The sequence below is a fragment of the Bacillus sp. PK6-026 genome (genome assembly GCF_054161455.1).
Genome location: NZ_CP096418.1, coordinates 2,260,522 through 2,286,271, shown reverse-complemented (window position 1 = coordinate 2,286,271; position 25,750 = coordinate 2,260,522). Strand labels below are relative to the sequence as shown.

The following is a 25,750-nucleotide window of genomic DNA, read 5'->3' as shown; positions in this document are numbered from 1 at the left end:
TCATATTACGATTTGTATTGGAGTTGTAGGGGGGGCAAAATAAATCTTTATTTGTTCAATGTTATTATCGCATGATGTGTTGTGATATTGTGTAATATCCTTATCATATCAACTATTAGAGAGGGAGAAAAAAGTATCAAATTCTGCAATGAAATTCTTGCTGCAATAAAATTCTTGCGGACATATTGTCATAGGGGCATAATCGATGTTGAGTGAGAGACAGAACGCCGATAAAGTATAATATCTGGATATAAAACGAAGAAACAATTGCTTGATGGATTGTAGACATGAAAGCATTGAATATACACCTATCAAAATCTTTTACATTAGCAGAAAAATAAGGAGATTTACATATAATCATGTTTAATATGTAAATTTCTCTATTATGTTTATCAAAGATAAGGTAATAGTTTTTACGTACTGCGCCATAACTTAATCTATCTTTTTCCATTTTATTAATCTCATTACATATTCAGAAATAACCTTTTCCCTTGTATAATCGGTATAATGTGTCTGCTTTGAAATGAAAAAATATAGTGGCATCATGATCACAGATAGCGAGTCAATATTTTATTACTGGGGGTGTCTCATGGGAAGTAAGATGATAATTATAACAATAATCACAGTATTTATGTTGTTTGTTGGATTTAACACCTCAGCCTATGCATTGACAGAGGAAGAGTCTGTTGCAATCCAATCATTATTAGAAGATGCTAGGCGTATATCTGGCACACCGGGCATGTCAGTTTCAATACAATCAAGGGATGATACCTATTTCTTTTCATCCGGCTATGCAAACTCTGAGGAAGGGATTTTGACCAATGAAAACACCATATGGGAGTTAGCCTCCGTCAGCAAAGCTTTTACTGCTTTAGGAATTTTACTTTTGGAAGAGCAGGGATTTTTGTCTATGGACGATTCGGTTGTAGAGTATTTACCTTGGTTCTCATTGCGATATCAGGGACAGCCCGTTGACATGCAGAGTGTTACTTTGAATCATTTCCTTCATCATACTACAGGGTTAATCAATAGGTATCATACTCAGCATATCCCAGAGGGAAATACACCAGATATGTTGCAAAAGACCGTTGAAATGTTAATAGATGCCGAAGTGGTATTTCCACCTGGCGAAAGATATGAATATGGGACGGTAAATTATGATGTGCTGGGCTTGGTGATAGAAACCGTATCGGGGCAAAGCTTTGAGGATTTTATGGAAGAACAAGTATTTCGACCACTGGGGTTGTATGAAACTTATGCGAATAGAGGTAAGGTACAAGCGACAGGTCAGTTGGCACAGGGCTATCGTTCCGCTTTTTTCATGACGCTGCCATATGATGCACCGGAATTTAGAGGAAACACACCTGCTGGGTATCTGTTTTCGCCCTCTCAAGACATAGCCCGTTGGATGGGAATTCAATTGGGAATTGTTGAAGATATTCCGGAAATCTTTCAAGGGCTGATTGCAAAATCACATGAGGGCAATAGGTCTGTTGCGGCTGTGGATGAACTGTACTATGGGGCGGGGTGGGTCGTGAATGCAGATCAGACATTCATCCAACACGCAGGTGGTAATCCAACGTTTGCAACAAATATATTCTTATTCCCAGAAGAACAGCTAGGTATCTCTCTATTATCCAATAGTGCCAGTACAAATATTGATATGTTATATAATATTAAGGATATTTTAGACGGAAACATCTCCCAAAGCTATCAAATGAGTTTGATGCAGATTTCCGATATCGCCCTATCTTCCGCTACAATTGCTCTAACATTACTAGCAATTCTATTTTTCTTTTTAGGGGTGCGTAGAAAGAAACAGAATAGGAAATTACCGTTAACGAAAAAGAGATTGATACTCATAGCTTTTTGGCTTGTGACTACAATTTTTATAGGTATCCTATGCCTAATCCTCCCCACAATATTTGGGGCTAGTTGGAGGTCATTTCTAGTTTGGCAAACGTATAGTTATCTAACCGCACTGATTGCGTTGTCTTTACTAAGTGCAAGTATCACTTGGTTTGTATATTGTTATCGATATAAATGTTCCTAATGAGATGTGCCATTGTAACCTAAACGAAAACTTTTTTATTTGCTTCGCAGCATATTCCTACCACGCATAAATATGCTACATAATATAATATTTTATGCTTGAACTTAAATAATGTTGTATTATCCGAACGAAAGTTCTTGCTGATATGAGCAATCGTTTGTTTTTTATCAAATATGAACAGGGCTTTTTTGATAGAAACATCTTTTGGCATCAAAATAAATGAGTTGACTTTCTATTTAAAAGAAAGTAACATACTATTTGTAAGTAAATATTGAAACGTTAGCACGGGAGGAAAATAGAATGTCTAAAGTATTGTTTGTTAAAGCTAATGACCGTACTGCTGAAGAAGCTGTATCTGTAAAACTTTATGATGCGTTTCTTAACAGCTATAAAGAAAATCATCCAAACGATGAAATTGTAGAGCTTGATCTTTACAAAGAAAACCCGCCGTACCTGGGCAGAAATGCTATTAACGGGACATTTAAAGCAGGAAAAGGCATGGAATTGAACGAGGAAGAAAAAGCAGCTGCAGCTGTAGCGGACCGTTACTTGGACGAATTCGTCAAAGCCGATAAAGTTGTTTTTGCTTTCCCATTGTGGAACTTTGCTGTTCCAGCTGTACTTCACACTTATGTGGACTACTTGTCCCGCGCAGGAGTGACGTTTACATACACTCCTGAAGGACCTAAAGGCCTGATGGGAGACAAGAAGGTTGCTCTGTTAAATGCCAGAGGCGGCTTCTATTCTGAAGGACCGATGGCTGCAATGGAAATGTCATTGAACTACATGAAAACCGTCATGGGCTTCTTCGGTGTTCAAGACCTGCATACCGTTGTCATCGAAGGACACAACGCTGTTCCTGACGACGCTCAAAAAATCATTGAAAACGGCTTAGCAGAAGCTAAAAAACTTGCAGCATCATTTTAATTGTGAAACCCTTGTTCCAAAAGCGGAACAAGGGTTTTTTATTTATGTCGGCTGCTTCATGCTTAATAAATAATAAACATAGTCAGTCGGCACACCCGCTTCACCCATTTGCCTCAGCATCGCTGAAATGTTGCCTCTGTGGTACGTGCCGTGATTGACCACGTGATGAAGGAGTTCGCTAACAGGCGTTTTGATTTCGCCGAATGCCGGATGTGCAATCGTGATTTCACCATCGGGGTCTTCAAGATTTTCAAAAAACGTTTCATATTGAAGCGCCGTGTCTTGAAAAATGGAGACGAAGTCGTCAATCTTTTTTCCCTTTAACATTTCTTTCAGCCGCATGCCGGTTTCCTTTGCTTCCTCGTAAGCGGCTCCGGATATTACTTTCAGCCACAAGGCGTCGGCCACGCACATATGGGTAACGACCTCAGATACAGATTGAAAAACGCTTTGGATTTCCCGGGTGAACAGCTCTTCAGGCAGGCTTTTCAGGTGGCTGAGCACCCTTTGATTCGCCCAGTTGTGATAATCTAAATGCTTTAGTGCGCGATGTGTCATATTTTTAGCCCTCCTCACTTTTTTATTATCAATTCGTGAAAAAGATCGATATTCCTTTAAATGAGGAAAAAATACCTCGGGGCATAAAAAGTAAAAAACCTGCCGATCGGCAGGTTTTTGTGCTTAGTCTTCGTCCTGTTTTTTAGATGGGGTAACCGGGTAAAGTTCTTCCGATGCTTCACTTTGATACTGCAATGAGCCTGGCTTTTCCCGTTTTTCGTTTTCCGTTTCGCCCAAAACGTTGGCTTCCATATAGCGGTGGAAGAAATATTCGAACACTGTGACGCCGATTGCTGACACGATTGAAGCTGCAGCAAGCGAACCATACGGCGGATTATTTTGCATGGCGAGAATCGCCCAGATCAATACGAGGGAAAGGCCAAAGTCTCCCATTGTTGCAGTTGTATTGTTTGTTCTCGGCAGAAGAAGAAGATCTCCGATCAGATAGGAGATCACACCTAAAAACAATGTCAAAACAAACATTTCGCCAAATGGAACGCCAAAAAACAGAGTTAGCACCACATATAAGAGGACAAGGCTCACAATAAATTTTAAACACAATGCTCTTACATGCTTCATTTCGTTTCCACACCTTTCAGCTTATTTTAAAGCATTCCTGTTTTGTTGCTGTTTTTTGCTTTTGTTATCCTGCTGGAATGCGCTTTCTGTTTCGTGGTCGTTTTTCAGCTGCTCGAGGCTGCTGTTTTGAATGCCTTTCTTCTGCATGGTCTCACCACCTTTTTCACTATATTTTGGATTATTTTTGATTTCTTATACATACCACGAAAAAAGCAAAAAAGAGGGTTATCCCTCTTCCTGAAAGCCTGTCATTTTTTTCTCAGTCCTGCCGCGTATGCAGGGCCCATCCCAGTTATTTTTGATAAAATGAGCGCCATATCATGCGGCGTCTCTTTCATGCCGTTTTCCAGCCATTGCTGCATGACGCTGATATGAGCGCCGGTTATATAGGAAATCAAGTAGTCCTCCGGTACGATCGGATCCGCCTTGATCGCTTTTTTCAGCCGTTTTAAATTGATGCTCAAAACCGATTTGAATTTCATACGGAAAGAACCCGGGCCTTTCGGGCCTAAAATTGCCTTCATAAAAACCTCGTTTTCTCTTATATATTGAAAAATATCGACGACAAACGTTAGCGGATGATCAATCACATCCTGATTTAATATGTCCATTGAGTGAATCGAGCGTTTAGCAATGTTACTGATCTCTTGGATAATTTCCTCCTCGCTTTGTTCCAGCAAATCGTATTTATCTTCGTAATGCAAGTAAAACGTGCCGCGGTTAATATCGGCTTTCGTTGTAATGTCCGTGACGGATATCTCTTCAAACGTTTTATTTTTCATCAGTTCAGAAAGTGCGTCTCTAATCATTTTTTTCGTGCGCTTTACCCTGCGGTCTTTTTTTTGTCCAGTCATACAAATCCTCCTGAGGTCCATGAAAATCAACAATGTCCATGTTTGTGTTGAGAACTTAACATTTGCTGATTGATTGTTCATTGCATTCGCCTTTTGTGCAATTATAATAAACATGATGAATATTAATCAACACAGTGTTCAATATTTGTGTATGAAAAAGCATGCCTCATAAGACAAAGTGTGTTGAAAGTCCGGCCAGGGCAAAATCAATTGTCCAAAATGAGGCGTGGAATTTCAAAAAGCGGCTCTAAGGAGAGGATAGAATGGAGAAATATGTGCTGTATTTCAATGAAATCGATCAATTTGCTTTGCCCTATGTCGGCGGAAAGGGGGCGAACCTCGGGGAAATGACAAAAGCGGGTTTTCCCGTTCCCGAGGGGTTTTGCATATCAACTGCCGCCTATCGCGCGTTCATACAAACAAGCGGCATCATCGACAGCCTGCTCGACCAGCTTGGACAGCTCAAGCATGATGATCTTGAACAGATTCGGATTGCGGGGAAGCAGATTCGCGAGCATCTTGCCCAGATTCCCATACCTGACGAGATCAAATCGGCGATACTGGAAGGCGTTGATACGACCGGCAAAGATAAAGCCTATGCTGTCCGCTCCAGTGCTACGGCAGAAGACCTGCCGACAGCTTCATTTGCGGGGCAGCAGGATACCTTTTTGAATGTCTGCGGAAAAGATCAGCTTCTTGATGCGGTAAAACAATGCTGGTCCTCTCTGTTTACGGACAGGGCGATTTCCTACCGCGCGAAAAACGGTTTCGATCACCGCTCTGTTTTTCTTGCAGTTGTCGTGCAAGAGATGGTTTTTCCCGAGGTGTCCGGTATTATGTTCACTGCGGACCCGATCACGGGGCACCGCAAAACGGTTTCCATCGATGCCAGCTTCGGCTTGGGTGAAGCGTTGGTGTCCGGAATTGTGAGCGCTGATCTGTATCAGGTTCAGTCAGGTGAAATCGTCAAAAAACAACTTTCGAAGAAGGAATCGGCCATTTACTCCGTTCCAGAAGGAGGAACCGTTCAGAAAACCCTCTCTCCGGAAGAACAACAAACACAGGCTTTGCCGGATCCAAAAATCGTCGAATTGGCAGAACTGGGGCGCAGAATCGAGGCTCACTACGGTAAGGAACAGGATATAGAATGGGCTTTTGCCGGCGGCAGCTTTTACATTCTTCAAAGCCGGCCGATCACATCCCTATACCCGGCCGTACACGTTTTTGATGATAAGCCGCATGTATTGATTAATTTTGGCTATATCCAAATGATGACCGATCCAATGAAACCATTGGGTGTATCGGTGATCAGCCAAGTTCTCCGATTTTTAAAAAAAGACCCTTCGGCACAGCCGATTCTTCGCGAAGCGGGAGGAAGAGTGTTCGCCGATATTACGGGTGCTCTTTCCCTCAGATCCGCCCGAAGCCGGCTGCTTAAAGTATTAAATGGTATGGATCAGCTGATGGCATCTGCTGTATCGGAGGCAGTCAAGCGCAAAGAACAACAGCTTAATTCCATTTCGATAAAAGGCATGTTTCATATTGCCGGGAGATTGATGCCGATTTTGATTCCGGCAGCATTAAAGGTTGTCGGAATCCTGCTGATGAAAAACCCCGATAAAGCCGAGAAAAAAGCGGAATTGATCATTGAAGCGATCGTGACGGACACCGAGGAGAAGCTTAGCCGGACTTCCGGTGCTGAGACGATCCGCGTCATCCAAAAAGGAATGGAAAGGATGTTCCAAGACGTGCTTTCAAAAGTCGCTGTATATGTCTTCAGCGGAATGATTGCAGCCGGAGCGCTCGAAAAAAAGCTGAAAAAAAAGCTGGGGGACGAAAAAAGCGCTATTTTACTGGGGAAATTATATAAATCCCTGCCTCATAATGTCACAACGGAAATGGGTCTTGAGTTGGGGGATCTTTCCGATCAAGCGAGGAAGTATCCTGAAGTCATTGACTATTTCAAGCGTGCAGACAGCGAAAACTTTATGGAAGAATTGCTCAAAATCCCCGGCGGCGCCGAATTGAAGGCGAGTTTAGATGGTTATCTCAAAAAGTACGGGATGCGGTGCGTGGGAGAAATCGATATGACAAGGCCAAGATGGGCAGAGGCTCCGGTTCAGCTCGTTCCGTCCATACTCAGCCATATTCGGACGACTGCCCAAGGGGAACACAGGAGGAAATTTAAACAAGGCGAAATGGAAGCGGAAGAAGCAAAAAAGGAAATCATCTCTCAATTTCGTTTCACGGAAAAAAAGAGAATCTCCCGGCTCGTTCATATGTATCGAAGCCTGATGGGAATGCGGGAGCATCATAAATTTACACTTGTAAAATTGATGTTTTTATACAAAAAAGCCATTCTTAAAGAAGCCCGCCACCTCGTTGAAAAAGGAATCCTCAATTGTGAAGACGATGTTTTTTACTTGACGCTTGAAGAGCTTATCGCGCTATTGGAGAATCGCAGCATCGGGAATATTCCGGAATGGTTAACAGACAGAAAACGGCAGCATATGTCCAATCAAAAGCTCACATCCCCCCGCGTGATGACAAGTGAAGGGGAAATCATTACAGGGAGGCTGCGAAATGCAAAAAGTCCCGAAGGAGCTCTCACAGGGACACCGGTTTCTGCGGGCATCATTGAAGGGACCGCCAGAGTTGTGAAGAGCCCTGAAGACGCGAAGCTGAATCAAGGGGACATCTTAGTGGCGCCGTATACTGATCCGGGCTGGACTCCGCTTTTTACTTCAGCGGTTGGACTGATTACGGAGGTGGGCGGCATGATGACTCATGGTTCAGTAGTGGCAAGGGAATACGGCATTCCTGCGGTCGTCGGAATTGACAAAGCGACAGACATCATAGAAGACGGCGCCTACATCCGAATCGACGGAACAAACGGGTTTGTTCAAATATTGAACAGTGACGGCTCATGAGCGCTTATATTGATGTTTGATGCTTATACGAATCCCTGATATAATAAAAATAGAACAAGAGTTCGGTTTGATTCTCAAGATGAGCAAAGCGTTTAGAGCTTTCAAAGAACAAAGCAGATTCATGAAGGAAGAAGCCAGTCAACCCAATGAAAATGAAGGAGAAATGAATGTCGCAAAATGGAATTGTTTTAGTAGCCAGTGTATCAATCTTACGGGATGATAAAGTCTTGATGATAAAAGAGAATAAGCCTACCGCCGTTCATAAGTGGAACTTTCCGGGTGGACGTATCGAATATGGAGAGGACATTCTCCATTCAGCTCGAAGAGAAGTTAAAGAGGAAACTGGATTGGACATAAAACTGATTGCGGCTGCTGGTGTATATAATTTTATCAGCAGGACGAAGAATCAAGTTATTTTATTTCATTTTATTGGTGAAGTTACCGGAGGTTCTATCAAGCTCGAAGAAGATGAAATTTCAGACTGCAAGTGGATAAAAGTAAGTGACCTTGTAACATTTGAGAACGAAGACTTACGAGAACCAAATGTAATAAAGCAAATCATTGATAACCTATTAAAAGAGAATGTACACTCAATGAGTGTGTATAATGAGCAACTGATTCAATAGTTCTTATCCAGCTAACAGAGACGTTAGTTGAACAAGTATAGAGGAAACCCTAATCATAGGATTTCCTCTATTTTCATGCAATATCAACATTAAAATTCAACAGAGCCTAAATCAAAAAAGCCAGCCTCTTAAAAAGGCTGACGAAGTCGTTCTTACCAGCTTGCTTTTTTAACGCCGGGGATATGCCCTTTGTAAGCAAGCTCACGGAAGCAGATGCGGCACAATTTAAACTTCCGAATCACGGAATGCGGTCTGCCGCAGCGTTCACAGCGGGTGTACTCTCTGACTTTGAACTTTTGTTCCCGTTTTTGTTTGACAATCATTGAAGTCTTGGCCATCTTTTTACCTCCTTCATTTTAAATTCATCGATTTATATAAATAAAAATAGAATTTATTTCTGTAAACAATTTATTATAACATTTAAAATATCATTTGTAAATAAATTCAAAAGACTCGCTTTGCAGATAAAAAGCGAAAATGAATCTCATTGATTAAAGCAATTAAACGATCCCGTTTCTCCTTAAAAAGCGGCATATTCTATCAAAAAAGACCCACGCCCATCGATTGACTGATCTGCCATCCCTAAGATCGATGTGTCCGCTTTGCTCGATCTGATGATTTGGATTGAGCGGAAAATAACCGATTTGCATCATTACGAAGCAGCGGGAAATTTGTATACTGGCTTCAAAGAAAGGGGGGAAGGATAGAGAACAACGGTATTTAGATTTTTGTCTCATTGTCTGACACTCCACTATACAATGAAACGAAGGAAGAATCTAACACAGCAAGAAAGCGCTGCAGAATTTGACAGTCTTGTGATTCGACTCCAGCCAAAGAAACAAATCACTTCGATTCCGCAACACCAGCTCCCGCTCCAGATCAAGCTTGAAAACGAATCACGGAATGCAGGGCTGTTCATTTTCACATGAACCTCGATGTTCTAGGGATGACATTGCCGCTGTGTCCTTGAAAACGGCGCCGACGGTGGAAATGGTAAACGCGTCAAATGTTATAAGCGGTAAAATCGGGAAAAGGTGTGCTGGCTGCACACCTTTTTTTCAGCGGCTACCTTTGGCTGATCGCTATTTTAAGCCCGATCAAAGCGAATAAAGACCCTTCCAGCAAATGAACTTTTTTGGCGGCTTGCGGACTTCTGCGCAGCCGGTCTCCGACTTTTTCCGCAAACAGGCTGATCATCACAAAGATCACAAACGCTTGAATTAAAAATAACATGCCGTAAACGAGCATTTGCGTTGTCACGCTGAAGGTGCCGGGATGAATAAATTGCGGAAGAAAGGCAAGGAAGAACAATGAGACCTTCGGGTTTAATAGATTCATCACAACGCCTTTTTGGTATAAAGCCCTGCGGTTCAATGAATCTTTAGCTTCAAGATTGAAACCAGCACTTTTTCGCCGGAAAGACTGGTAAGCTAAAAACAACAGATAGGCTGCACCTGCATATTTCACGATCGAGAAGGCGACAGCTGATTGATAGATCGCAGCAGAAATACCTGCTGCAGCAGCTGTGATGTGGACGACTAACCCTGTGCATAGCCCGCATGCGGTTGCTGTACCTGCCGATTTTCCCTTTGAGATGCTCTGTGCCAAAACGAACAAGTTGTCAGGGCCCGGCATAAGTGTAAGCAGTACAGCCGCACCTAAAAAAGAAACGATCGATATCACATCCATCTGTCCAACTCCATTTTCATTAGTATTTTTTTATTATACTATCAGAGAAACTTTTTTTTGAGTGAAAAGGCGGGGAAAATGGACGGTTTTTTAGTTTCTTGTATTAGTACAAGTTTGTGCTAATCAACATATTTTGATAATGAAGAATGAAACTCAAGGAAGGGAGAAGTGCTTATGTCTTACTGCAAACCGCGCGTTCTGCCGCCAGTTGTGCATCCTACTAGGTACTGTGAGGATCACAGATACTCTAAAACGATCGTTCCTCACATCCATCCGCAGCATATTAAAAAAGTGGATCATCAGAAATACGAGCATGTTCACTATTATCCGCATTCTTATTCAAGCTATAAGCCGGTTTATCATGATCACTCTTACTGCGGTAAACCTTGTAATCGCTACGAAAAATACTAACCTTTCCGGAAGAAAAAGTTCTTCTCATGAAAAAAAGGCCGTAAGAAGCGTCCTAATGGTGCTTCTGCGGCCTTTTTTTAATTTAGTTCCTGCAACCTTGCAAAGTCCCCTGCAAAACAGCTCGGCCGGCCTTTTTCGTCTTCGAATTGAAAGGACGCACTTCGACTCGGGTATTCACAGTCAGCTCTGATGATATTTCATCAAATTTGCCCGCCCAAAGACTTCCGCCAAACCAGCTTGGCGCGTCTTCCCGGACGAGATGCATGGTGAAGCGCCAGCTGATCTGGTCCGGTATCCGGGCCATTCCTTCATATTGATCATAATCTCCAAATGAAGCAGGGGCCGGAAGCCAATCGGCGTAGATGCCGACGCTTCGCCGTTCCCTGACTGGACTGTCAGGTGCTTCGGTATACGGTTTTTTCACTTTTGCAATTAAAGCCGTTCCACGGGCATTGGGAATATCCTGGGCTGGATGAAGAACGACGCTGCATGGATAAGGTATTGGTGCGGCAGGCTGCGCTTGGATCGCCGCCGCAGGCAGCATGAGGACAAGCGACAGCGCAAGACTTCCCAAGCGTTTCATCATTGAACCACCTCCGTATCTTGAAATAGTCTAACCAGTCACACCTTTTCAAATTCTTCACCTTCAGCCGCCAGGACATTCACCTATTGACATTTTGGGAGTACCTTATGGTAAAAGACACCATGATTGGGGGCGACGGCATGGGATACTTTATTCAGGCAGAATCAGGCGTTAACCTGTACGTAGAAGACATCAATCCTCAAAGCCGCAAAACAATTGTATTTTTGCACGGCTGGCCATTAAGCCATCTGCAGTTTGAATATCAATTTGACGATCTTTCACAAAAGGGATACCGCTGTATCGGCATTGACTGGCGGGGATTCGGGCGTTCGGATAAGCCGGCGACGGGCTACAATTACAACCGTTTGGCTGACGATATTCGCGCTGTCGTTGAGACGCTTCAACTAAACCGCTTCACGCTTGCCGGTCATTCAACCGGCGGCGCCATAGCACTTCGCTATATGTCGCGATACAGGGGTTCCGGGGTCTCAAAGCTGGTTTTGATCGATGCAGCGGCACCTGTGGGATTTACAGAAGAGACGGCAGCCAAATTGCTTCAGCAAGCGTCTCACGATCGTCCTAAGATGATGCGTGAAGTGAGCGACACATTTTTCTTTCAATATATTACACAACCGTTCTCGGACTGGTTTTTTCAATTGGGATTGCAGGCGGCAGGCTGGTCAACAAAAGCGGTCATCGACATGCTGAGAGATGAGAAACTGTATGATGATCTTGGAAAAGTCGCTGCTCCGACCTTGATCATTCACGGTGTTCAAGACAAGGTGATTCCGTTTGCACAAGCAAAGGAACTCAACCGCAAAATAAGAAATTCATATCTTGTTCCGTTTCAATACAGCGGACACGGTCCGTTCTGGGAGGAACGCGACATGTTCAACCGTATTTTAACGCAGTTTATCGGTTGATTCTATACCGAGGAGCTGCCGCCACATAATGTTCAAAAAGCAGAAAGGAATATTTTGGATAACGTGTTATGATGATAATCACCGAGACTGCTTCTACAGTTTGTAGCGTAAAAATACCCGAATAATTTTGCACTCCAGGGAAGAGAAGAATCGCAATTTTTACTAGGGTGAATCTCCGTTTTGGGCAGAAGCAGAAGGAAGCATGACGTTTCTTGAGGGGGAATGGAATTTAATGAAGTCAATTCAAGCAATCACCGTTCATTCAAAGCAATATATTGTAGGTGAGCCATGCCATCCGCCAGGATTTAAAGACGAAGCGACCGTTATGAAAATTACAGAAAAAAACAAGTTCTATGGATTAATCAGAGGCTTTGTTGTTCATTTCGATACAAAAACAGAGCTGCATATTCATACAGAGCCCGTCAAGGTATATTGGAGATGAAGGACTTTAAGCGAACATTTAAAGTATTCGTTTAGTGTCTTTTTTTAACTCCGGAAGCAAGGGGTATTCAACCGGCGGATGCTTCAGGGTAATCAAGCAGATTTTCCAAACACGATCTTCAGAAAATGAACGGGCAAAAATAGGGACAAAGTATAGGTACTTATGCAGTCAGGCTTTAGCTTTTCAGCATAATGTACTAGTGAATCTATAAAATGAAAGGAGCGTGTACACATGTACTGCAAAAAACATCATGAGCCGCATGTTTACCCTACGAAATATTGTGAGGATCATAAGTATTCAAAGTCTGTCGTTCCTCATATTCATCCGCAGCATACTAAAAAAATTGACCACCACAAATATGAACATGTTCATTACTATCCGCACACTTATTCACATCATAAAGACGTTTCGCATGAACACTATCATTGCGGAAAACCTTGCAAAGGCTATGAAAAAAAGTCGGACTATGGCCATTGCTATTAATAAAAGCTTGATTATACCATATTTTGATCGCAGTTAAATATACGTTCACTCATTTCACAGACCATAGCTTTTTTATGGTCTGTTTCCATTTGGGAGGTAGTAACCGTATATCGTGATTGCGAGCAGTATGAAAGCAGAATTTACGATAAATACACAACGCATCATTGCAATTTAAACAACCGCTGTTTCCTGCAATTCACCTTTCTTTTTTTTCTAACGTGATCGTGTACTGCATCTCTTCCATCTAGCTCAGAAGGCGGATTTTCAAGTCGCACAATACATATTAATATCATTTATACCTTTTTTATTTTAAAATGGTACATATAGGATGCTGTTTTTTCTAGTTGGCTGGGAAGAAAGGAGAACCGTTATGAAAAAAACACTTTTTCAAAATGCAACGATTGTAACTCTTGATCCGCAGCTTCATACGATCGAAAAAGGGGACATGCTGATTGAAGGCTCCTTCATTCTGGACGTTGCCGAGTCGATTGCACCGGGAGACGCTGAGATTGTTGATGCCTCCAACATGCTGATCATGCCTGGATTTGTCGATACACACCGCCACGTATGGGAATCTGTGATCCGCGGAATCGGAGCCGACTGGTCCCTGCAAACCTATTTAAACCGGATTTATTATGGCAATTATGGATCAATGAGAAGGCCTGAGGATGATTGGGTCGCGAACTATTTAGGAGCGCTTGAGGCGCTTGAGGCAGGGGTCACAACTTTGCTGGACTGGACGATGATTGAATCGCCTGATCATACAGACCAGCTGATTGCGGGACTGAAAGACGCCGGCATTCGCGCAGTATTCGCTTTCGGAACATCCGGTGATGCCGAATATTGGGACAGAGACAGTGATCTTTCGAATATGGACGAAGCGAAACGGGTAAAAAAAGCATATTTTCAATCGAAGGATCAGCTTTTGACGATGGGGCTTGCCATTCGCGGTCCGGAGTTTTCTTCATGGAAGACATCTGTGTTTGAAATCGAAACGGCCCGGGAACTTGATGCCTTATGCAGCATGCATATTGCGTTTGGCAACTGGGGAGCGAAAGATCGTTCGATTGAGAAGCTGAATCAAGCCGGGCTGCTCGGTCCCGATTTAAATATGGTGCATGCCAATGCGATGAGTGAAGAAGAAATGAAAATGCTTGCGGCTCACGGAAGCTCGATTTCTGTGACACCAGAAATTGAGATGATGATGGGGCACGGCTATCCTGTTACAGGGCTCGCCTTAAAAAACAGGGTTCTTACTGCACTTGGGGTTGATGTTGTGACATCGACGGGAGGTGACCTTTTCGCACAGATGAAATTTGCCCTTCAAGCAGAGCGTGCAAAGCGCAATGAAGAGCTGTTGAAAGAAGGGATCATGCCTGGTCCCGAATTGAGCATATCGGCCGAACAAATCTTGAAAGCAGCGACCATTGACGGGGCGAGGGCATTAAGGCTCGATCATAAAATCGGCTCGCTTTCCCCTGGCAAAGAAGCTGACTTTATCATGGTGAAAACGGACAGCGTCAATTTGCTCCCTTTGACTGATGCGGTGGGGGCCATCGTCCAAAGCGCGCACACCGGAAATGTAGATTCCGTATATGTCGCAGGAAAAGCAGTGAAACGAAACGGTCGATTGGTTGATGCAGATCTGGAAAAGGTGAGACAAAAAGCGCTGGAAGCTAGAGACCATATCTTATCCCGATCCCCTGAAGGCGCCTATTGATCTTTCCTTTGAAATTCAGTGATAAACTTACCTTGCTTGACTTCAGAAGGCCGCTCTTTGGGAATTGTTTCTGTTTGAAGACCAGCTTTTTGGTTTAGTTTTCAGAGAAGAGTATGTATGGAAAAGGTTATGATGATGTTATAACCTTTTCCTGTCGCTTATAAGTTTTGATTAAAAGGGGATATAATTCACGCCATTAAGCATTTCTCTCCACAGATGATCATTAGACTGCCAGATTTCACGATCTGGAAGTGTAACCGCGCATATTCTTTTTAATGGCCAATTCTGCTCGACAATTCCTTTAACTTTTGAGTGATTGATAAGGAGTACCCTGAAGTCGTTTTGTACTAAATCCGATAATACGGACTCCAGTTCTTGAGCCTCCTTGTAGGTTCCGTTAGTTCTGACAAAAAGGATCCGATTAGCGGTTGACATCTTTTCATAAAATCTGTTGATTCTTCTATTGAATTTTTCCATCACTTCATTGTATGTGGCAAGATGTTCGAGTGTATTTTTATCTGCTTTAAAATCATGAGCTGAATCGACATGATAATAATCATCTGTTAAAGAGATATAACGGTCAGTAGTATAAACACCTGTTGAGTAGCCTGTTACCCTTAGATTTTGGGGTGCCATAAAATTTGAAAAGCGATTCTTTAAAAGACGGTTCAGTTCGGTCAGGGAAGAGGTACCGACCCAGTCTAAAGGACCCGCATACGGCCTTAAATTGTTTTTCCTAAGCTGAAGAGCAGTTAAACAGAGGTGGCCTAATCCGAAAATGGCATTATAGTCTCCTTTTATATCATTCAAATTCATAATCTTAACTCCTTTTGTGGATTAATTTCCAACAATATATTTAGTATTCTATGTTTTATAAAAGGGTTGAGTAACAACAGTTGCCTACATTGAGGTCTCGGAACAGGAGAGTTTAAAGAATGGGGCGGAAACATAAATAAAAAACAACGTAAAAGTTGTTTTTTAAAGGGAATCTTTTATCTGTAATAAAAGGATGTCTATAACAGAGTCATTCAAATTCTTTAGAATAGCTGAAATGTCTAAAACCAGCCTTCTTGTTTGTTCGTTATCAAGGATTAAATCTTTATGATGTGAAATAATAGATTCCAAAACAACGGCAAGTTCGACACCATTGTCAATATTTGCTATCAATGAGCTTTCTTTTATTTTTGTCAGAAGCCAATTTAAATCATCCAAACCTTCAATAGGGTAGTAATGAATCTGGTACAGATCGGCTGTCGAATTTTCAATCAGAATCTGTTCCGCTTTTTCTTTTGTGATGGCATCTTCCGAATAGACATAGGGAATATCTGCATTCCCAGAATGTATGCCTCCCGTATGTCCGCAGCGGTCATCATCAATGGAGTCATCTGTATAAAGTTTAGAGAGAAATTCTCCAAATGAGCCGGCTAATCTATAATCTTCTTCAAATTCTGAGTCAAAATAGTGAACGGGCGGATTTTCTTTCGTCTCCCTGTAGTCAAGCGCTATCCACGTATGGCCGTCTCCATGAATAAGGACCAGGTTGTCAGGCAGTCCCCATTCTTTAATAAAGGCTTTACTCTCGAGAATTCCATCCTTTTTCCCTATGCCTAATAAGTAGTCAAACTGGACATGATCTTTAGCCCAGGAGGTGGGCCGTTCAGAAGGGAAGGCGTTAAAATTGATATAGCCACCATTTTGTTCAAGAATAAGCGCTTTATATTCCTCCGGAAGTCTCACACCTAACTTTTTTTCAGCTTTCAGAATGCCTCTCTCTGATATGCTTTTTAAAGTGTACGGATCTTCGTCTTCGTATATCCAAAAGTTTTTCAAATGATTCCCCCACATTCGTTTATATCAGTATCTATCATGCAAAATGCTGCTCGGGCCTTTATGCTTGTATTGCCTTCCTGCAGTCTTTTATAACGGCTATCTTTGGCTGAAGACTGAGAAATTATCATACGTTTGCGGAATAGCTCCGTATGTTCCTTTAATACGAATATCTTTACATTCACCTTCGGTATTCTCAAAATAAAGCCTGTAAGTCCTAGGCATCAATGTGATGACATCCTGAGCAGTTCGATCAGGCCAGTTCCCTTCAAAATCTTTAATGCTTAAACTCATAAACCTGCCGGAAAGATGCATCATCTGAATTTTAATCGTTGTTTTGCAGTTTTCTGCATTAAAAATCGTAAACTTGTAGCCAATATGCCAGTGAGAAACGTTAGAGTCGCTATAGGGAATGTCCTCCACATGAGTTCCCGTAAACGTAAGATTCAGCTTGTGCGGGAACGAATAAGCTTCAGCACTGCTCCCAAAACTGAAAAATCCACAAAATAACACCATGACCAGCAAAAAGCGTTTCATTCAAAACCCCCTCCTTTTTCCATTTTATTGTAGCATAGATGAGTTGAAAAAGATGGAAGTTTTTTGAGGGAGAAGCACAAAACCAAAAATCGCGTATGGCTTTGATAGGGTGTAAAAGCCTCTCCAACTTTTTTTAACCGGATGGTCGAGCAGCCATGAAATTGAAGATCTTGGTTTGACTTTTGCTGTAGGGGTTGATGAAGGCCGAGAGACTGCTCTTGAAAAAATTTATTTAAATGGGCGTCAATGATCCAAAGAAAGATCGAATTACCTTGACATACCAATATGTTAATCCGTACACAGCAGGAGCCCAGATTGCCGGGCATGATGAATGCTGGAACGAGCTATTTGCTTCAAACGTTATCGGTGTCAATAGGGAAATCAAATATGCAGGAGCTGCAGCCATTAACGGAAAAACAAATAGGCTCCTTGGTTTACTAGATGAAAAAGATGTAGACGGGATCATGTGGATCAAAGGGAAAGGCGGTACTGTCAAAAACTATGAAAAACAAAAAACAGATGGTCATGGCAGTCAGTGAAAGGGATAGAAGGAATGGGTGGAAGGTTGATCATAAACAAAGTGACTGTTCAGAAAATTGAATCGTGGGACTAGGGGGCTGCCGATTTCACCTTTGGCTCCCCCTAGGTTGTTGATTGCAAGAAACAGCTTCTTGTCCTACCGACGAAGGAAAAGAAATATGGAACATGAAAAATCAAAGAATTTTAAAAAATGTCGATGGCCGTTTATATTATTCTCCTTCAATAGGGAAAAAACGGTTTTACCGTAATTTCAAAATGACCCGCAGGTCTAGATTTTCCGTTTAAGATTAGCCTTCCCGTGTTTGGAGAGGCTTATGTTGGCTATGTCCAAATAGTTTATTTAATCTGCCATTCTTTAATGACAAGTGTTGAAGAGCCGCTGTCAACAATCGGATCAGAATTTCCGATCTCTGTTGCTTCCTTGAGAGACTCTGCGCTGATAAGATAAGCGCCCCCGGAAGCATCGCTGAAAGGGCCAAACATTTCCAAGCGGTTCTCGGCTTTAAGCCTGTCCAAAAATTGATAATGGGCTGGCACATATTGATCTTTAAAATTCTCGGTTCTGGTTGTTATGAGTAAATATTTTTTCATCGTAGCACGCCTTTCTGTCAAAAGATGACTTTATCTTAGCACAAATATATAGAAGATTCATATAAAAGTTCGATCGGCGGAAGGCGTAGCTGTTTTCCTTTCGATTGCGCCACATTGGCAATGATTGAAAGTGATTTTGAAGTAAAGGAGCGGAAGACCAAGGAGACGGGATTTGAATTTCATGAAAAGAGTGACACGGATAATAATAGGGAAACAGGGAATAAAAAAATAGATATTTACAAAAATATTAGTCTTAAATGGAGAGTCCTCGGACACAAAACCAGCGCAATCATGAGTTTGCTTTGTGTCTTTTTTATTTTAAGGAGGGATCAATCATCTTTTTATAATTGTCAAGATCATTGAGGGAATTCTAGAGATGAGGCAGTAAAAAGACTAAGCTTGTCATTCGGTCATCACTTTTGATTTACTGAATGATTAATTTGGGACTTGAGAACATCGATACTTTGTTAATCTAAGCGGAACTAACTTACTTTTTAAGTTAGTTCCGCCGTTCAAATGACTAATCCAGATTTTGATCGATCGTTCCTTCAAAATAGTCATCACTGACTTGTTCATGAGTTTCAGCCAATCCTTTTTCCAACTGCGTGGCTCCTTCATAATCCGAGGGGTCAAAATATTTTCCTGCCACATCCGTGCTGTCATTCATGTTTTCTTTGTTATCAGTTTCAGTATTAACGTTCTCTGTCTTAGCATTGCTGTCTAACGATTGCTGAGAATCGTATTCCTTGTCTGCTGAAGAAAATCTTTTGTAGTCATCGGGTCTGTCTGCTCCATGTTTTTGCGTCACGTTTATCACTCCATATTATTGAATTTTATGTTTCCTTTAAAATAGAAAGGGGCATTTTCAGTCTGATGATCATTCAATACAATGGTTTCACTCCTTTGCGAATTGTGCTGAAATATCAACTCTTTTTATTGTGTCTGTTGAGGTGGTATTCATTCGCTTTTTCGGGAAATCAATCTTCAACCCTATATCAAGGGAAAGAGAACAGGCGCACAAAAATCATAAAGCAAAACCGGGCGTGCAGGAACGACGCCAATCCTTTCAATGGCAGACATCAAACAGGATAACTTCTCATTCATGATTAAGGCTTATGTATTTAAGAGCATGTGAACTTACGTTGGGCGCCTCCTTTGGGAGATAGAAGCGGAAAAAAAGCGAATTCAACTCTGGAATATATATTTTCCTGCATGTTTATGTTTTTTGTTTCTATATGATGAAATGGTTGTTTTCAATGATGCATATGAACCAATAGCTGCGTAACCATAGAATCCGCCCATAAATACTCCAGCTATGAGGCTGTGTCGATGGCTTATGCAAACAGATATGATTAAGCCTAGTGCGATCGCAATTGATGGGACATACTTTTTGGGAACCTTGAGAAAAATTTTAATTATCTGTGTGACGATCAAAATAATTGGCACTGCTATAACAGCATCCCAAAAGTTTGTATGAATGATTGGAAAATCCAAAAAAGACACCACCTTTTCATCAGTATTTCTTGATTTGCTGAAAAGTATTTAACCCGAGCAGCAGAAAAACTTACGGATCGCATAAATGAGGCATTATATCAGCTTCAAGAAACATCACAAGCGCTCTCAGTCATGATGTTGTTGTTTAGCTTAGAAATAAGTTTTGAATTATCTTTTTGCAGCCGTTTCATTAGCGGCATTTTTTATGCGCTTGAAATTCTTGATTAAAGAATAGTTGAAAGGATTTATTCACCAATTCCTTTCCGTATAGTGGTAAACTTTTAGTTGGTTATTACTTTTGTCATACATTTTTCGGGAAGCGAGGTATTGCAAATGATCGGTTCAATACTTGGAGAAACGCTGGCTTTAGATATCATGAAAGTTGATTTATCGATGAAGAAAGAATTTTTGACAGAGCTGAAAGCTTGCCGTAAAGAGTTAGAAAAAGACAAAACGGAGTTCTCTGATTCTAAAAAGACGATCACCGAACCACAGTTGTCGTCTCATTCGTGGCAAGGCAGTCTTGCTGACTCCTTTGACCGTATTCGAGGCCTGATGAAGACTGCCTACAATGACATCAGCGGAAAACAGCTTTCTGATCTTTTAAGCAAAATCGATGAACGAATCAAATCTTTAGAAGAGGATATTCAATCGCTCAGCCAGGAAGTTCGTTCTTTAGAGAAAAAGATTGAGAATGCGAAGCGCGAAGCAAGGAGTAAATGAAAAATGGGTCAATAAATAAAAGTAAATACCGGGGAAGTCAAACAAGCGCTTTCTAAAAAAATTCCCTAATGAACTAAGAGAGTTTTATTTAAGAGTAGGGTATGGTTTTATTTGTAATCTTGATAAAACCCATAGATATAGAGTAATGGATCCCCATGAACATGTTAGTCTTTTTTGAAGGGTGAGGGGACATATCTTACTCTAGATTTAGAACGGGAAGAAGAGAACGGTATTTGTCCAGTATATTATTTTGACAAGAAAATAGCGGCATCACTCGAAGAGTTTTTGAAGAAAATGGATGAAGAACCAGACTATTATATTCATGCTTAAATTGACTTGAGAATTGATTAACTTTGAAGAACTACCTTGATTGGCTATTGCCTTTCAAGGTTTTTTATATTTAATCCGAAAAAAATCGAAAAAAGGGGCATAGAATGGGAGACACACCTATTCCTGATCAAATGATGTATTGAATGATAATGAAGGTCGTCAGCTTCACAGGAGGAGCCGATGGAGTCTATGCAGTATTGCACGTGGTCGCCATCACAGGGCAGTAAGATTTAGTAGCCTTTCAATGCCTTCTTCTTTTCTTTTTTAAAATTATGTGTCATAGTACCGATATAATGATTAAGTAGAATTGAAAGAGTGATGTCCATTGTTATCTTTAGGAAATATTATAACAATAGAATTTGAAAACGAAATTCAAGAATATGTCCTTGCGAAAAGTAAAGTGTTATCAATTGAAGACAATGTTTTAAGAGTGCATTATCCTGTTGATGAAGAAACGGGGAGAACTGTTATTATTCCAACAAATACAGCAGCAACAGTTCATTTTATAAATGAGCAACAAGTCCCATATAAATTTAATAGTGTAATAAAAGGCCGGGAAATTTATCAGGATATACCTGTACTAAATATGTATTTACCTGAAGAAGTTCAAATGAAAAAAGTTCAAAGACGGCAATTTTTTAGAGTCAATACAACGCTTCCCGTCACTGTTCGCTCATATGGATCTGGCTCAATGTTTAAAACATATACAGCAAATATCAGTGCTGGAGGCGCTGCGTTAATCATTGAAGAAACGCAAAAACACGAACCGGAAGAAGATTTGAATATAAGTATCCATCTGCCAAATGAGGGACATGATGAAGATGTGATTGACGTCCATGCTCAAGTTAAACGCACTTACATTGATCGCAGAACAAACAAACAGCTCATGACAGTTGAATTTATCAAGATGAATGTACATGATGAGCAAACCCTTGTACATTATTGCATAAAATTGCAATTGACAGAAAGAAGGAAATTGAAAACTGAATGAATGGAAGTTTAGGAATACAGTGATCTGCCTGATATCCCTCAATTAATTCAGAGGAGATGTTTCGTCCCCGCCATATACATTTATGGAAACCTGTTGGCAAGTTGGCGTCCAACTCTGCCAACAGAAGTCATCAACTGCACTGAAGTGTAGTGATCCTTCATATGTAACAGATATTCTGCATGAAAACGGCAGATCGACAAGCAACACCGTCGGTGAAGCAGTGGAATCCTAGGCTGCGCCGGCCGATTTCAAGGTCAAAAAAGAAGCTTGAGTTCTCGTCGCATAAGCTTGGAATGCGTTATCAAAAAAGGTGACATAACCGGGATTTAATGGTCGCGACCGCTGAACCAACGAAAAAAAGAGAAGCCTTTTTTCTTCTGCCAATGAAGAAAAAGGGCTTTTTAATTTGCTGAAAAACTTCTTTTTTGAAGCAAAGCACCAAACACCAGTAGAAAAAGGCGGTCGTAAGATTTCTGTGAGCTCTCGTCTGGCAGAATCGAATACGAATTGAAAAAAGGTTGAGAAATTGCTTGATGACAAATTAAAGCCAATCAAGACTTAGTTAAAAAAGGCCGTTTGGGATGGCTTATTTTAAAAGGAAGATTACGATGAGAAACCAGGAGATTATCAAAAAGGCAGAAATAACGTTTGCTACTCTTAAAAGCGGTGGACTGGTGATTCCAGCTTAAGTATCAACGTGATGATGGCCGTGTCATTCGGATGGACCATGATGCCCAGAAATCCTGAGAAGAACGGTTTCTGGACTGCGTACCATAAGAGCTGGTGTGAAGGAAATTGAAACCTAACATTATTTAATTCGTATCTATAGTAATTTGAACATTATAGGGAGTGTTAAATTGAAGATTGCACTATTGATTATTGCAGGTATAATAATTTCTCTTGGTTTAGTAATAGCAATCGGTATTCTTATGTTTCGGAGGGAAATAAAAAAGTTAAATCCAGAGTATATTGTACAGTTTGTTAAAGCAAAATCAGGAAGCGGGAATGTCTCATTATCCATAAAACACAACGATGAGAATTGGGTTGATGTTAACGTAAACGAACAACTCCCTCTGGCAAGTACTGTGAAAATCATCTTAGCCATTGAATATGCACAACAAGCAGCAGCAGGAAAAATCGATCCGCAAAAAGAAGTAAGATTAAAGGAATTAGAGAATTTCTATATCCCAAAAACAGACGGCGGTGCGCATGAGGCTTGGATTATTCAATTGAAAAAAGACAAAGAGATAGATCGTGTTCCATTATGTGAGGTAGTCAACGGGATGATTGCTTACAGTTCTAATGCAAATACTGAATACTTAATTGAGGTGCTGGGGCTTCAAAACATCAATCATGTTCCAAAGAGCTTAGATATGTTAAAGCATGAGCCTATGTATCCCATTGTAAGTGCACTTTATATACCTGCCCAACTGATGAATGAAAAGAACTTATCGAAAAAAGAAGTCCTAGAAGTAATGAAAAACATGGATATGCATGAATACCGTAATAAAGCGATTGAAATTCATAATAGATGGCTGAGCCAACCACTAACTGATCAAGAAAAAAAACAATTAAGAAAAACTTTGGACAATGATTTTCAAAAAATTTGGTCCGACCGTTTGCCCCGATCAACGACTAGAGATTATATATCTATTATGAAAAAGCTAAATAGCAAAGTATATTTTAGTGAAAGTGTATATCAATATCTTGATCCAGTAATGGAACAAATAATGAGAAATCCAAACAATTGTGAATGGCTTGTTCATGCGGGACAAAAGGGAGGATCTACCGCGTTTATTCTTACAATTGCAATGTATGCGACAGATAAAGATGGAAACCAGACAGATATTGCATTTTTTGCAAATGATTTAACTCCAGTCGAGAAAGCAAAACTTTCTCGAAATATGAATGGGTTCCTGCTGAAATTTTTAAAAGACTCTAAATTCCGCGCCCATATCAAAAAAGAATTATCTATTTTAGATTTGCCTGGTTCACTTTCATGACTATCCCCCATCGGAAACCACGCTCGCGGTCTTTACCGTATTTGGCCAAAATATAATTTCAATTCTTGGTTTCTCGAAATCAATAATCTTAGCTGTTTACTCTCAGCTTAATAGAGACACGCAGCGTAAAGAGTTTATCAATGTTGAAGTGCTACTTCCTTCGTTCAGATTTGATCAATTTTACGCTACTGAAGAATTCAACATCAAATTGCAATCGGTATTTGTGAATGCGGGCTGAGACTCATGTTAAAGGTCGTTGGAAATATCAAAGAGGAAGAGGTCAATTCCGTTGGGGATGATAGTGTGTTTCAACAAGTTGTTGCAAAAACAGGAGTTGCTTCAGTGGCAAACGTACAAGTGCCAAATCCAGTCGTCTTGGCTCCATCATATAGAACGTTCGCCCAAGTTGAGCAAGCCAGAGTCAGAATTTATATTCAGAATGAAGAATGGTCCAATCTGTGCACTTTTTGAGGCTGATGGTGATACATGAAAGATCAAAGCGATGGACTCAATCAAATATTATGTCGCAACTGCTTTGAGTGAAGAAATCAAACAAAAGAAGTCCAAGTCATCGCGTAATGGGCAAGAGAAAAAAGCGGTGGTACGGAACAGCTTACGAAGCTAAGGCACCGGAACATGGAAAAACGATCATTGAAACGGTGAAGGGTGAATTTCCTCGTGTTGATTACAGAATGGGTTACAAGATTAAGTAGGAAATTTATAAAAGGATTTAAATTCTTCTTTTGTCATACCAAAATAGATTTCATCAAAATATGAACCATTTGTATAAATCATATTTCGTAACCTACCTTCTTCAACAAAATTAAGATTTTTGTGAAGAGTTATAGATTCATTGTTAAACGAGTAAACACAAATGGTTGCCTTTTGATATCTAAGTTCAAAGAAATAGTATCTCAACACAGTTAAAATCATATCTTTACTAAACCCTTTCCCTCTATAGCTAGGGAAAACAGATAAGGCATAAGAAAATGTACCATTTTTAATATCACAATCAAATGTTTCAATCGTGCCGATTACATTTTCATTTTCATCTTCAGCAATAAAATAAAAATCGTCACTTTCATTTAGGGGAGTTTTTGAAATAGTATCAATCCATTCTTGAATTTGTATTCTGGTTCGAGGAAAAGAAATTGAATTCAGATTCTTTAATATGTCACGATCCAAAGTATCAAATATATGTATGTCTTCTTTTAAAGGTGCTCTTAACTTAATTGTATTACCGAGCCAATAAGCTGATTTCATTAAGTCTCATACCCTTCCATAAAAAAATGAATCAATCAAATTATACCATTTTAAAATTTATTGGAAAGGATTAAAAGAATTATATAAAGACAATCATCGTTAATTCAAATACCTTATTGTGGGCGAACCATGCCCCCAAATGGGATTTAAAGATGGGGCTACTGCTTTGAGGATTACAGAAAAAATTCTTTGGTTTCAATGGCTTTGTGGTTCACTTTGACACGAAAACAGAGCTGCATATTCCAATCGTATGATGTCATTGTTCATTAAAGATGATTATTTATTATATTAATTAAATTTTGGAGGTAATATTTTGAGACTAAAAGAATTGAAACTACATTTTAGTTCAGAAGGTCTAAAAGTTGATATAATGGGGGGAGAGGAAAACTTTGCGATTTTGTTACATGCAATAACCATTTGACACGTTGCTGCTCTATTGGAATACATACCGTTTGCTTTAAAACTCTCTAATGCTCTTTCAGCATGATTTAAGGAAAAATAATTTTGCCGAATTTCATAGTATGCAATGGCAACTTGATAATTAAACTCTGCCCTTTCGATTTCATCAGGGATTTTATGTAGATGACTTTCAGCAATTCTATAAAAATTAATAGTTTGGGTGAATCTTTTCTTATAAAACTCATACAACCCGGAAAAGAAATAGTACTGAATC

General features: G+C 40.5%; 28 protein-coding genes and 1 pseudogene. 15 read left to right on the top strand and 14 right to left on the bottom strand.

Annotated features, from left to right (window positions below; all coding sequences use genetic code 11):
• The first annotated feature begins 589 nt into the window (after positions 1-589).
• Both M1D59_RS11575 and M1D59_RS11570 read left to right on the top strand, forming a co-directional pair.
• Entirely contained in the window at positions 590-2,053 is a 1,464-nt protein-coding gene (locus M1D59_RS11575; protein ID WP_458117427.1) for a serine hydrolase, read from the top strand.
• A 300-nt stretch (positions 2,054-2,353) separates the two neighbouring features.
• Complete coding sequence (locus M1D59_RS11570; protein WP_020451803.1) at positions 2,354-2,980, top strand: FMN-dependent NADH-azoreductase; 627 nt, start codon at positions 2,354-2,356, stop codon at positions 2,978-2,980.
• A gap of 42 nt (positions 2,981-3,022) precedes the next feature.
• On the opposite strand, the gene M1D59_RS11565 is transcribed toward M1D59_RS11570, so the two are convergent.
• The 4 genes from M1D59_RS11565 to M1D59_RS11550 all read right to left on the bottom strand — a co-directional run bounded on the left by M1D59_RS11565 (position 3,023) and on the right by M1D59_RS11550 (position 4,971).
• On the bottom strand, positions 3,023-3,538 hold the full coding sequence (locus tag M1D59_RS11565; RefSeq protein ID WP_020451802.1) for a DinB family protein: 516 nt from the start codon (positions 3,536-3,538) through the stop codon (positions 3,023-3,025).
• Positions 3,539-3,661: 123 nt separating this feature from the next.
• Entirely contained in the window at positions 3,662-4,117 is a 456-nt protein-coding gene (locus tag M1D59_RS11560) for a YndM family protein (RefSeq protein ID WP_020451801.1), read from the bottom strand.
• Between the two features lie 21 nt (positions 4,118-4,138).
• Positions 4,139-4,264, bottom strand: a complete 126-nt coding sequence (locus M1D59_RS11555) for a hypothetical protein (RefSeq protein WP_023857342.1) — start codon at positions 4,262-4,264, stop codon at positions 4,139-4,141.
• Between the two features lie 101 nt (positions 4,265-4,365).
• Positions 4,366-4,971 carry a TetR/AcrR family transcriptional regulator C-terminal domain-containing protein gene (locus M1D59_RS11550; RefSeq protein WP_458117426.1) on the bottom strand — a complete coding sequence of 202 codons (606 nt, stop codon included), beginning with the start codon at positions 4,969-4,971 and terminating at the stop codon, positions 4,366-4,368.
• Between the two features lie 263 nt (positions 4,972-5,234).
• Between M1D59_RS11550 and M1D59_RS11545 the strand changes: the two genes are divergently transcribed.
• Together M1D59_RS11545 and M1D59_RS11540 are read left to right on the top strand one after the other, a co-directional pair.
• Positions 5,235-7,901 carry a phosphoenolpyruvate synthase gene (locus M1D59_RS11545; protein WP_229129018.1) on the top strand — a complete coding sequence of 889 codons (2,667 nt, stop codon included), beginning with the start codon at positions 5,235-5,237 and terminating at the stop codon, positions 7,899-7,901.
• 167 nt (positions 7,902-8,068) lie between these two features.
• Positions 8,069-8,527: an NUDIX hydrolase gene (locus M1D59_RS11540; RefSeq protein WP_020451797.1), complete on the top strand. Its 459-nt coding sequence runs from the start codon at positions 8,069-8,071 to the stop codon at positions 8,525-8,527.
• A 152-nt stretch (positions 8,528-8,679) separates the two neighbouring features.
• Here the strand turns inward: M1D59_RS11540 and M1D59_RS11535 are convergent, their stop codons facing one another.
• Together M1D59_RS11535 and M1D59_RS11530 are read right to left on the bottom strand one after the other, a co-directional pair.
• On the bottom strand, positions 8,680-8,865 hold the full coding sequence (locus tag M1D59_RS11535) for a type Z 30S ribosomal protein S14 (RefSeq protein ID WP_003182651.1): 186 nt from the start codon (positions 8,863-8,865) through the stop codon (positions 8,680-8,682).
• Between the two features lie 727 nt (positions 8,866-9,592).
• Positions 9,593-10,216 carry a LysE family translocator gene (locus M1D59_RS11530; protein ID WP_023857338.1) on the bottom strand — a complete coding sequence of 208 codons (624 nt, stop codon included), beginning with the start codon at positions 10,214-10,216 and terminating at the stop codon, positions 9,593-9,595.
• A 174-nt stretch (positions 10,217-10,390) separates the two neighbouring features.
• On the opposite strand from M1D59_RS11530, the gene M1D59_RS11525 reads away from it, so the two are divergent.
• Entirely contained in the window at positions 10,391-10,627 is a 237-nt protein-coding gene (locus tag M1D59_RS11525; protein ID WP_065643871.1) for a CotD family spore coat protein, read from the top strand.
• An 82-nt stretch (positions 10,628-10,709) separates the two neighbouring features.
• Here the strand turns inward: M1D59_RS11525 and M1D59_RS11520 are convergent, their stop codons facing one another.
• Entirely contained in the window at positions 10,710-11,213 is a 504-nt protein-coding gene (locus M1D59_RS11520) for a hypothetical protein (protein ID WP_031305168.1), read from the bottom strand.
• Positions 11,214-11,350: 137 nt separating this feature from the next.
• On the opposite strand from M1D59_RS11520, the gene M1D59_RS11515 reads away from it, so the two are divergent.
• The 4 genes from M1D59_RS11515 to M1D59_RS11500 all read left to right on the top strand — a co-directional run bounded on the left by M1D59_RS11515 (position 11,351) and on the right by M1D59_RS11500 (position 14,778).
• On the top strand, positions 11,351-12,133 hold the full coding sequence (locus M1D59_RS11515) for an alpha/beta fold hydrolase (RefSeq protein ID WP_224146239.1): 783 nt from the start codon (positions 11,351-11,353) through the stop codon (positions 12,131-12,133).
• Between the two features lie 232 nt (positions 12,134-12,365).
• Positions 12,366-12,575 (top strand): hypothetical protein, encoded by a 210-nt coding sequence (locus M1D59_RS11510; protein ID WP_020451793.1) that lies wholly within the window; start codon positions 12,366-12,368, stop codon positions 12,573-12,575.
• 231 nt (positions 12,576-12,806) lie between these two features.
• The gene (locus tag M1D59_RS11505) at positions 12,807-13,058 is read left to right on the top strand and encodes a CotD family spore coat protein (RefSeq protein ID WP_020451792.1); all 252 of its coding nucleotides are present in this window, start codon (positions 12,807-12,809) and stop codon (positions 13,056-13,058) included.
• 370 nt (positions 13,059-13,428) lie between these two features.
• Entirely contained in the window at positions 13,429-14,778 is a 1,350-nt protein-coding gene (locus M1D59_RS11500; protein ID WP_026579561.1) for an amidohydrolase family protein, read from the top strand.
• Positions 14,779-14,949: 171 nt separating this feature from the next.
• On the opposite strand, the gene M1D59_RS11495 is transcribed toward M1D59_RS11500, so the two are convergent.
• The 3 genes from M1D59_RS11495 to M1D59_RS11485 all read right to left on the bottom strand — a co-directional run bounded on the left by M1D59_RS11495 (position 14,950) and on the right by M1D59_RS11485 (position 17,142).
• Positions 14,950-15,594, bottom strand: a complete 645-nt coding sequence (locus tag M1D59_RS11495) for a DUF1796 family putative cysteine peptidase (protein ID WP_020451790.1) — start codon at positions 15,592-15,594, stop codon at positions 14,950-14,952.
• Positions 15,595-15,756: 162 nt separating this feature from the next.
• Positions 15,757-16,608 carry an SMI1/KNR4 family protein gene (locus M1D59_RS11490; protein WP_224146213.1) on the bottom strand — a complete coding sequence of 284 codons (852 nt, stop codon included), beginning with the start codon at positions 16,606-16,608 and terminating at the stop codon, positions 15,757-15,759.
• A gap of 96 nt (positions 16,609-16,704) precedes the next feature.
• Positions 16,705-17,142, bottom strand: coding sequence for a hypothetical protein (locus M1D59_RS11485; protein WP_020451788.1), 438 nt, complete (start codon positions 17,140-17,142; stop codon positions 16,705-16,707).
• A 272-nt stretch (positions 17,143-17,414) separates the two neighbouring features.
• Between M1D59_RS11485 and M1D59_RS11480 the strand changes: the two genes are divergently transcribed.
• Complete coding sequence (locus tag M1D59_RS11480; RefSeq protein WP_224146214.1) at positions 17,415-17,681, top strand: hypothetical protein; 267 nt, start codon at positions 17,415-17,417, stop codon at positions 17,679-17,681.
• Positions 17,682-18,018: 337 nt separating this feature from the next.
• Here M1D59_RS11480 and M1D59_RS11475 read toward each other — a convergent pair whose 3' ends face one another.
• From M1D59_RS11475 to M1D59_RS11465, 3 genes are all read right to left on the bottom strand, one after another.
• Complete coding sequence (locus M1D59_RS11475; protein WP_101560992.1) at positions 18,019-18,273, bottom strand: YciI family protein; 255 nt, start codon at positions 18,271-18,273, stop codon at positions 18,019-18,021.
• 520 nt (positions 18,274-18,793) lie between these two features.
• Positions 18,794-19,081: a YozQ family protein gene (locus tag M1D59_RS11470; RefSeq protein WP_020451786.1), complete on the bottom strand. Its 288-nt coding sequence runs from the start codon at positions 19,079-19,081 to the stop codon at positions 18,794-18,796.
• Positions 19,082-19,458: 377 nt separating this feature from the next.
• Positions 19,459-19,767 carry a hypothetical protein gene (locus tag M1D59_RS11465; RefSeq protein WP_149169608.1) on the bottom strand — a complete coding sequence of 103 codons (309 nt, stop codon included), beginning with the start codon at positions 19,765-19,767 and terminating at the stop codon, positions 19,459-19,461.
• Positions 19,768-20,100: 333 nt separating this feature from the next.
• Between M1D59_RS11465 and M1D59_RS11460 the strand changes: the two genes are divergently transcribed.
• From M1D59_RS11460 to M1D59_RS11440, 5 genes and pseudogenes are all read left to right on the top strand, one after another.
• The gene (locus tag M1D59_RS11460) at positions 20,101-20,490 is read left to right on the top strand and encodes a YwqH-like family protein (protein ID WP_458118049.1); all 390 of its coding nucleotides are present in this window, start codon (positions 20,101-20,103) and stop codon (positions 20,488-20,490) included.
• Positions 20,491-21,145: 655 nt separating this feature from the next.
• Positions 21,146-21,811 (top strand): flagellar brake protein, encoded by a 666-nt coding sequence (locus tag M1D59_RS11455; RefSeq protein ID WP_458117425.1) that lies wholly within the window; start codon positions 21,146-21,148, stop codon positions 21,809-21,811.
• An 857-nt stretch (positions 21,812-22,668) separates the two neighbouring features.
• A complete protein-coding gene (locus M1D59_RS11450) occupies positions 22,669-23,814 on the top strand; it encodes a serine hydrolase (protein ID WP_318601912.1) in 1,146 nt (381 codons plus the stop codon).
• A 342-nt stretch (positions 23,815-24,156) separates the two neighbouring features.
• The gene (locus M1D59_RS11445; protein ID WP_257007282.1) at positions 24,157-24,285 is read left to right on the top strand and encodes a hypothetical protein; all 129 of its coding nucleotides are present in this window, start codon (positions 24,157-24,159) and stop codon (positions 24,283-24,285) included.
• A gap of 134 nt (positions 24,286-24,419) precedes the next feature.
• Positions 24,420-24,527 (top strand): annotated as a pseudogene (locus M1D59_RS11440) (XtrA/YqaO family protein); the annotation flags it as partial.
• Here the strand turns inward: M1D59_RS11440 and M1D59_RS11435 are convergent.
• The gene (locus M1D59_RS11435) at positions 24,520-25,077 is read right to left on the bottom strand and encodes a GNAT family N-acetyltransferase (RefSeq protein WP_080131425.1); all 558 of its coding nucleotides are present in this window, start codon (positions 25,075-25,077) and stop codon (positions 24,520-24,522) included. The pseudogene M1D59_RS11440 and the gene M1D59_RS11435 sit on opposite strands and share 8 nt — an antisense overlap.
• Positions 25,078-25,750: the final 673 nt, after the last annotated feature.

What these genes read in the sequence shown, in the direction of transcription:
- M1D59_RS11575 (WP_458117427.1), top strand. Translation starts at nt 590, where the DNA reads ATGGGAAGTAAGATGATAATTATAACAATAATCACAGTATTTATGTTG.
- M1D59_RS11570 (WP_020451803.1), top strand. Translation starts at nt 2,354, where the DNA reads ATGTCTAAAGTATTGTTTGTTAAAGCTAATGACCGTACTGCTGAAGAA.
- M1D59_RS11565 (WP_020451802.1), bottom strand. Translation starts at nt 3,538, where the DNA reads ATGACACATCGCGCACTAAAGCATTTAGATTATCACAACTGGGCGAAT.
- M1D59_RS11560 (WP_020451801.1), bottom strand. Translation starts at nt 4,117, where the DNA reads ATGAAGCATGTAAGAGCATTGTGTTTAAAATTTATTGTGAGCCTTGTC.
- M1D59_RS11555 (WP_023857342.1), bottom strand. Translation starts at nt 4,264, where the DNA reads ATGCAGAAGAAAGGCATTCAAAACAGCAGCCTCGAGCAGCTGAAAAAC.
- M1D59_RS11550 (WP_458117426.1), bottom strand. Translation starts at nt 4,971, where the DNA reads ATGACTGGACAAAAAAAAGACCGCAGGGTAAAGCGCACGAAAAAAATG.
- M1D59_RS11545 (WP_229129018.1), top strand. Translation starts at nt 5,235, where the DNA reads ATGGAGAAATATGTGCTGTATTTCAATGAAATCGATCAATTTGCTTTG.
- M1D59_RS11540 (WP_020451797.1), top strand. Translation starts at nt 8,069, where the DNA reads ATGTCGCAAAATGGAATTGTTTTAGTAGCCAGTGTATCAATCTTACGG.
- M1D59_RS11535 (WP_003182651.1), bottom strand. Translation starts at nt 8,865, where the DNA reads ATGGCCAAGACTTCAATGATTGTCAAACAAAAACGGGAACAAAAGTTC.
- M1D59_RS11530 (WP_023857338.1), bottom strand. Translation starts at nt 10,216, where the DNA reads ATGGATGTGATATCGATCGTTTCTTTTTTAGGTGCGGCTGTACTGCTT.
- M1D59_RS11525 (WP_065643871.1), top strand. Translation starts at nt 10,391, where the DNA reads ATGTCTTACTGCAAACCGCGCGTTCTGCCGCCAGTTGTGCATCCTACT.
- M1D59_RS11520 (WP_031305168.1), bottom strand. Translation starts at nt 11,213, where the DNA reads ATGATGAAACGCTTGGGAAGTCTTGCGCTGTCGCTTGTCCTCATGCTG.
- M1D59_RS11515 (WP_224146239.1), top strand. Translation starts at nt 11,351, where the DNA reads ATGGGATACTTTATTCAGGCAGAATCAGGCGTTAACCTGTACGTAGAA.
- M1D59_RS11510 (WP_020451793.1), top strand. Translation starts at nt 12,366, where the DNA reads ATGAAGTCAATTCAAGCAATCACCGTTCATTCAAAGCAATATATTGTA.
- M1D59_RS11505 (WP_020451792.1), top strand. Translation starts at nt 12,807, where the DNA reads ATGTACTGCAAAAAACATCATGAGCCGCATGTTTACCCTACGAAATAT.
- M1D59_RS11500 (WP_026579561.1), top strand. Translation starts at nt 13,429, where the DNA reads ATGAAAAAAACACTTTTTCAAAATGCAACGATTGTAACTCTTGATCCG.
- M1D59_RS11495 (WP_020451790.1), bottom strand. Translation starts at nt 15,594, where the DNA reads ATGAATTTGAATGATATAAAAGGAGACTATAATGCCATTTTCGGATTA.
- M1D59_RS11485 (WP_020451788.1), bottom strand. Translation starts at nt 17,142, where the DNA reads ATGAAACGCTTTTTGCTGGTCATGGTGTTATTTTGTGGATTTTTCAGT.
- M1D59_RS11475 (WP_101560992.1), bottom strand. Translation starts at nt 18,273, where the DNA reads ATGAAAAAATATTTACTCATAACAACCAGAACCGAGAATTTTAAAGAT.
- M1D59_RS11460 (WP_458118049.1), top strand. Translation starts at nt 20,101, where the DNA reads ATGATCGGTTCAATACTTGGAGAAACGCTGGCTTTAGATATCATGAAA.
- M1D59_RS11435 (WP_080131425.1), bottom strand. Translation starts at nt 25,077, where the DNA reads ATGAAATCAGCTTATTGGCTCGGTAATACAATTAAGTTAAGAGCACCT.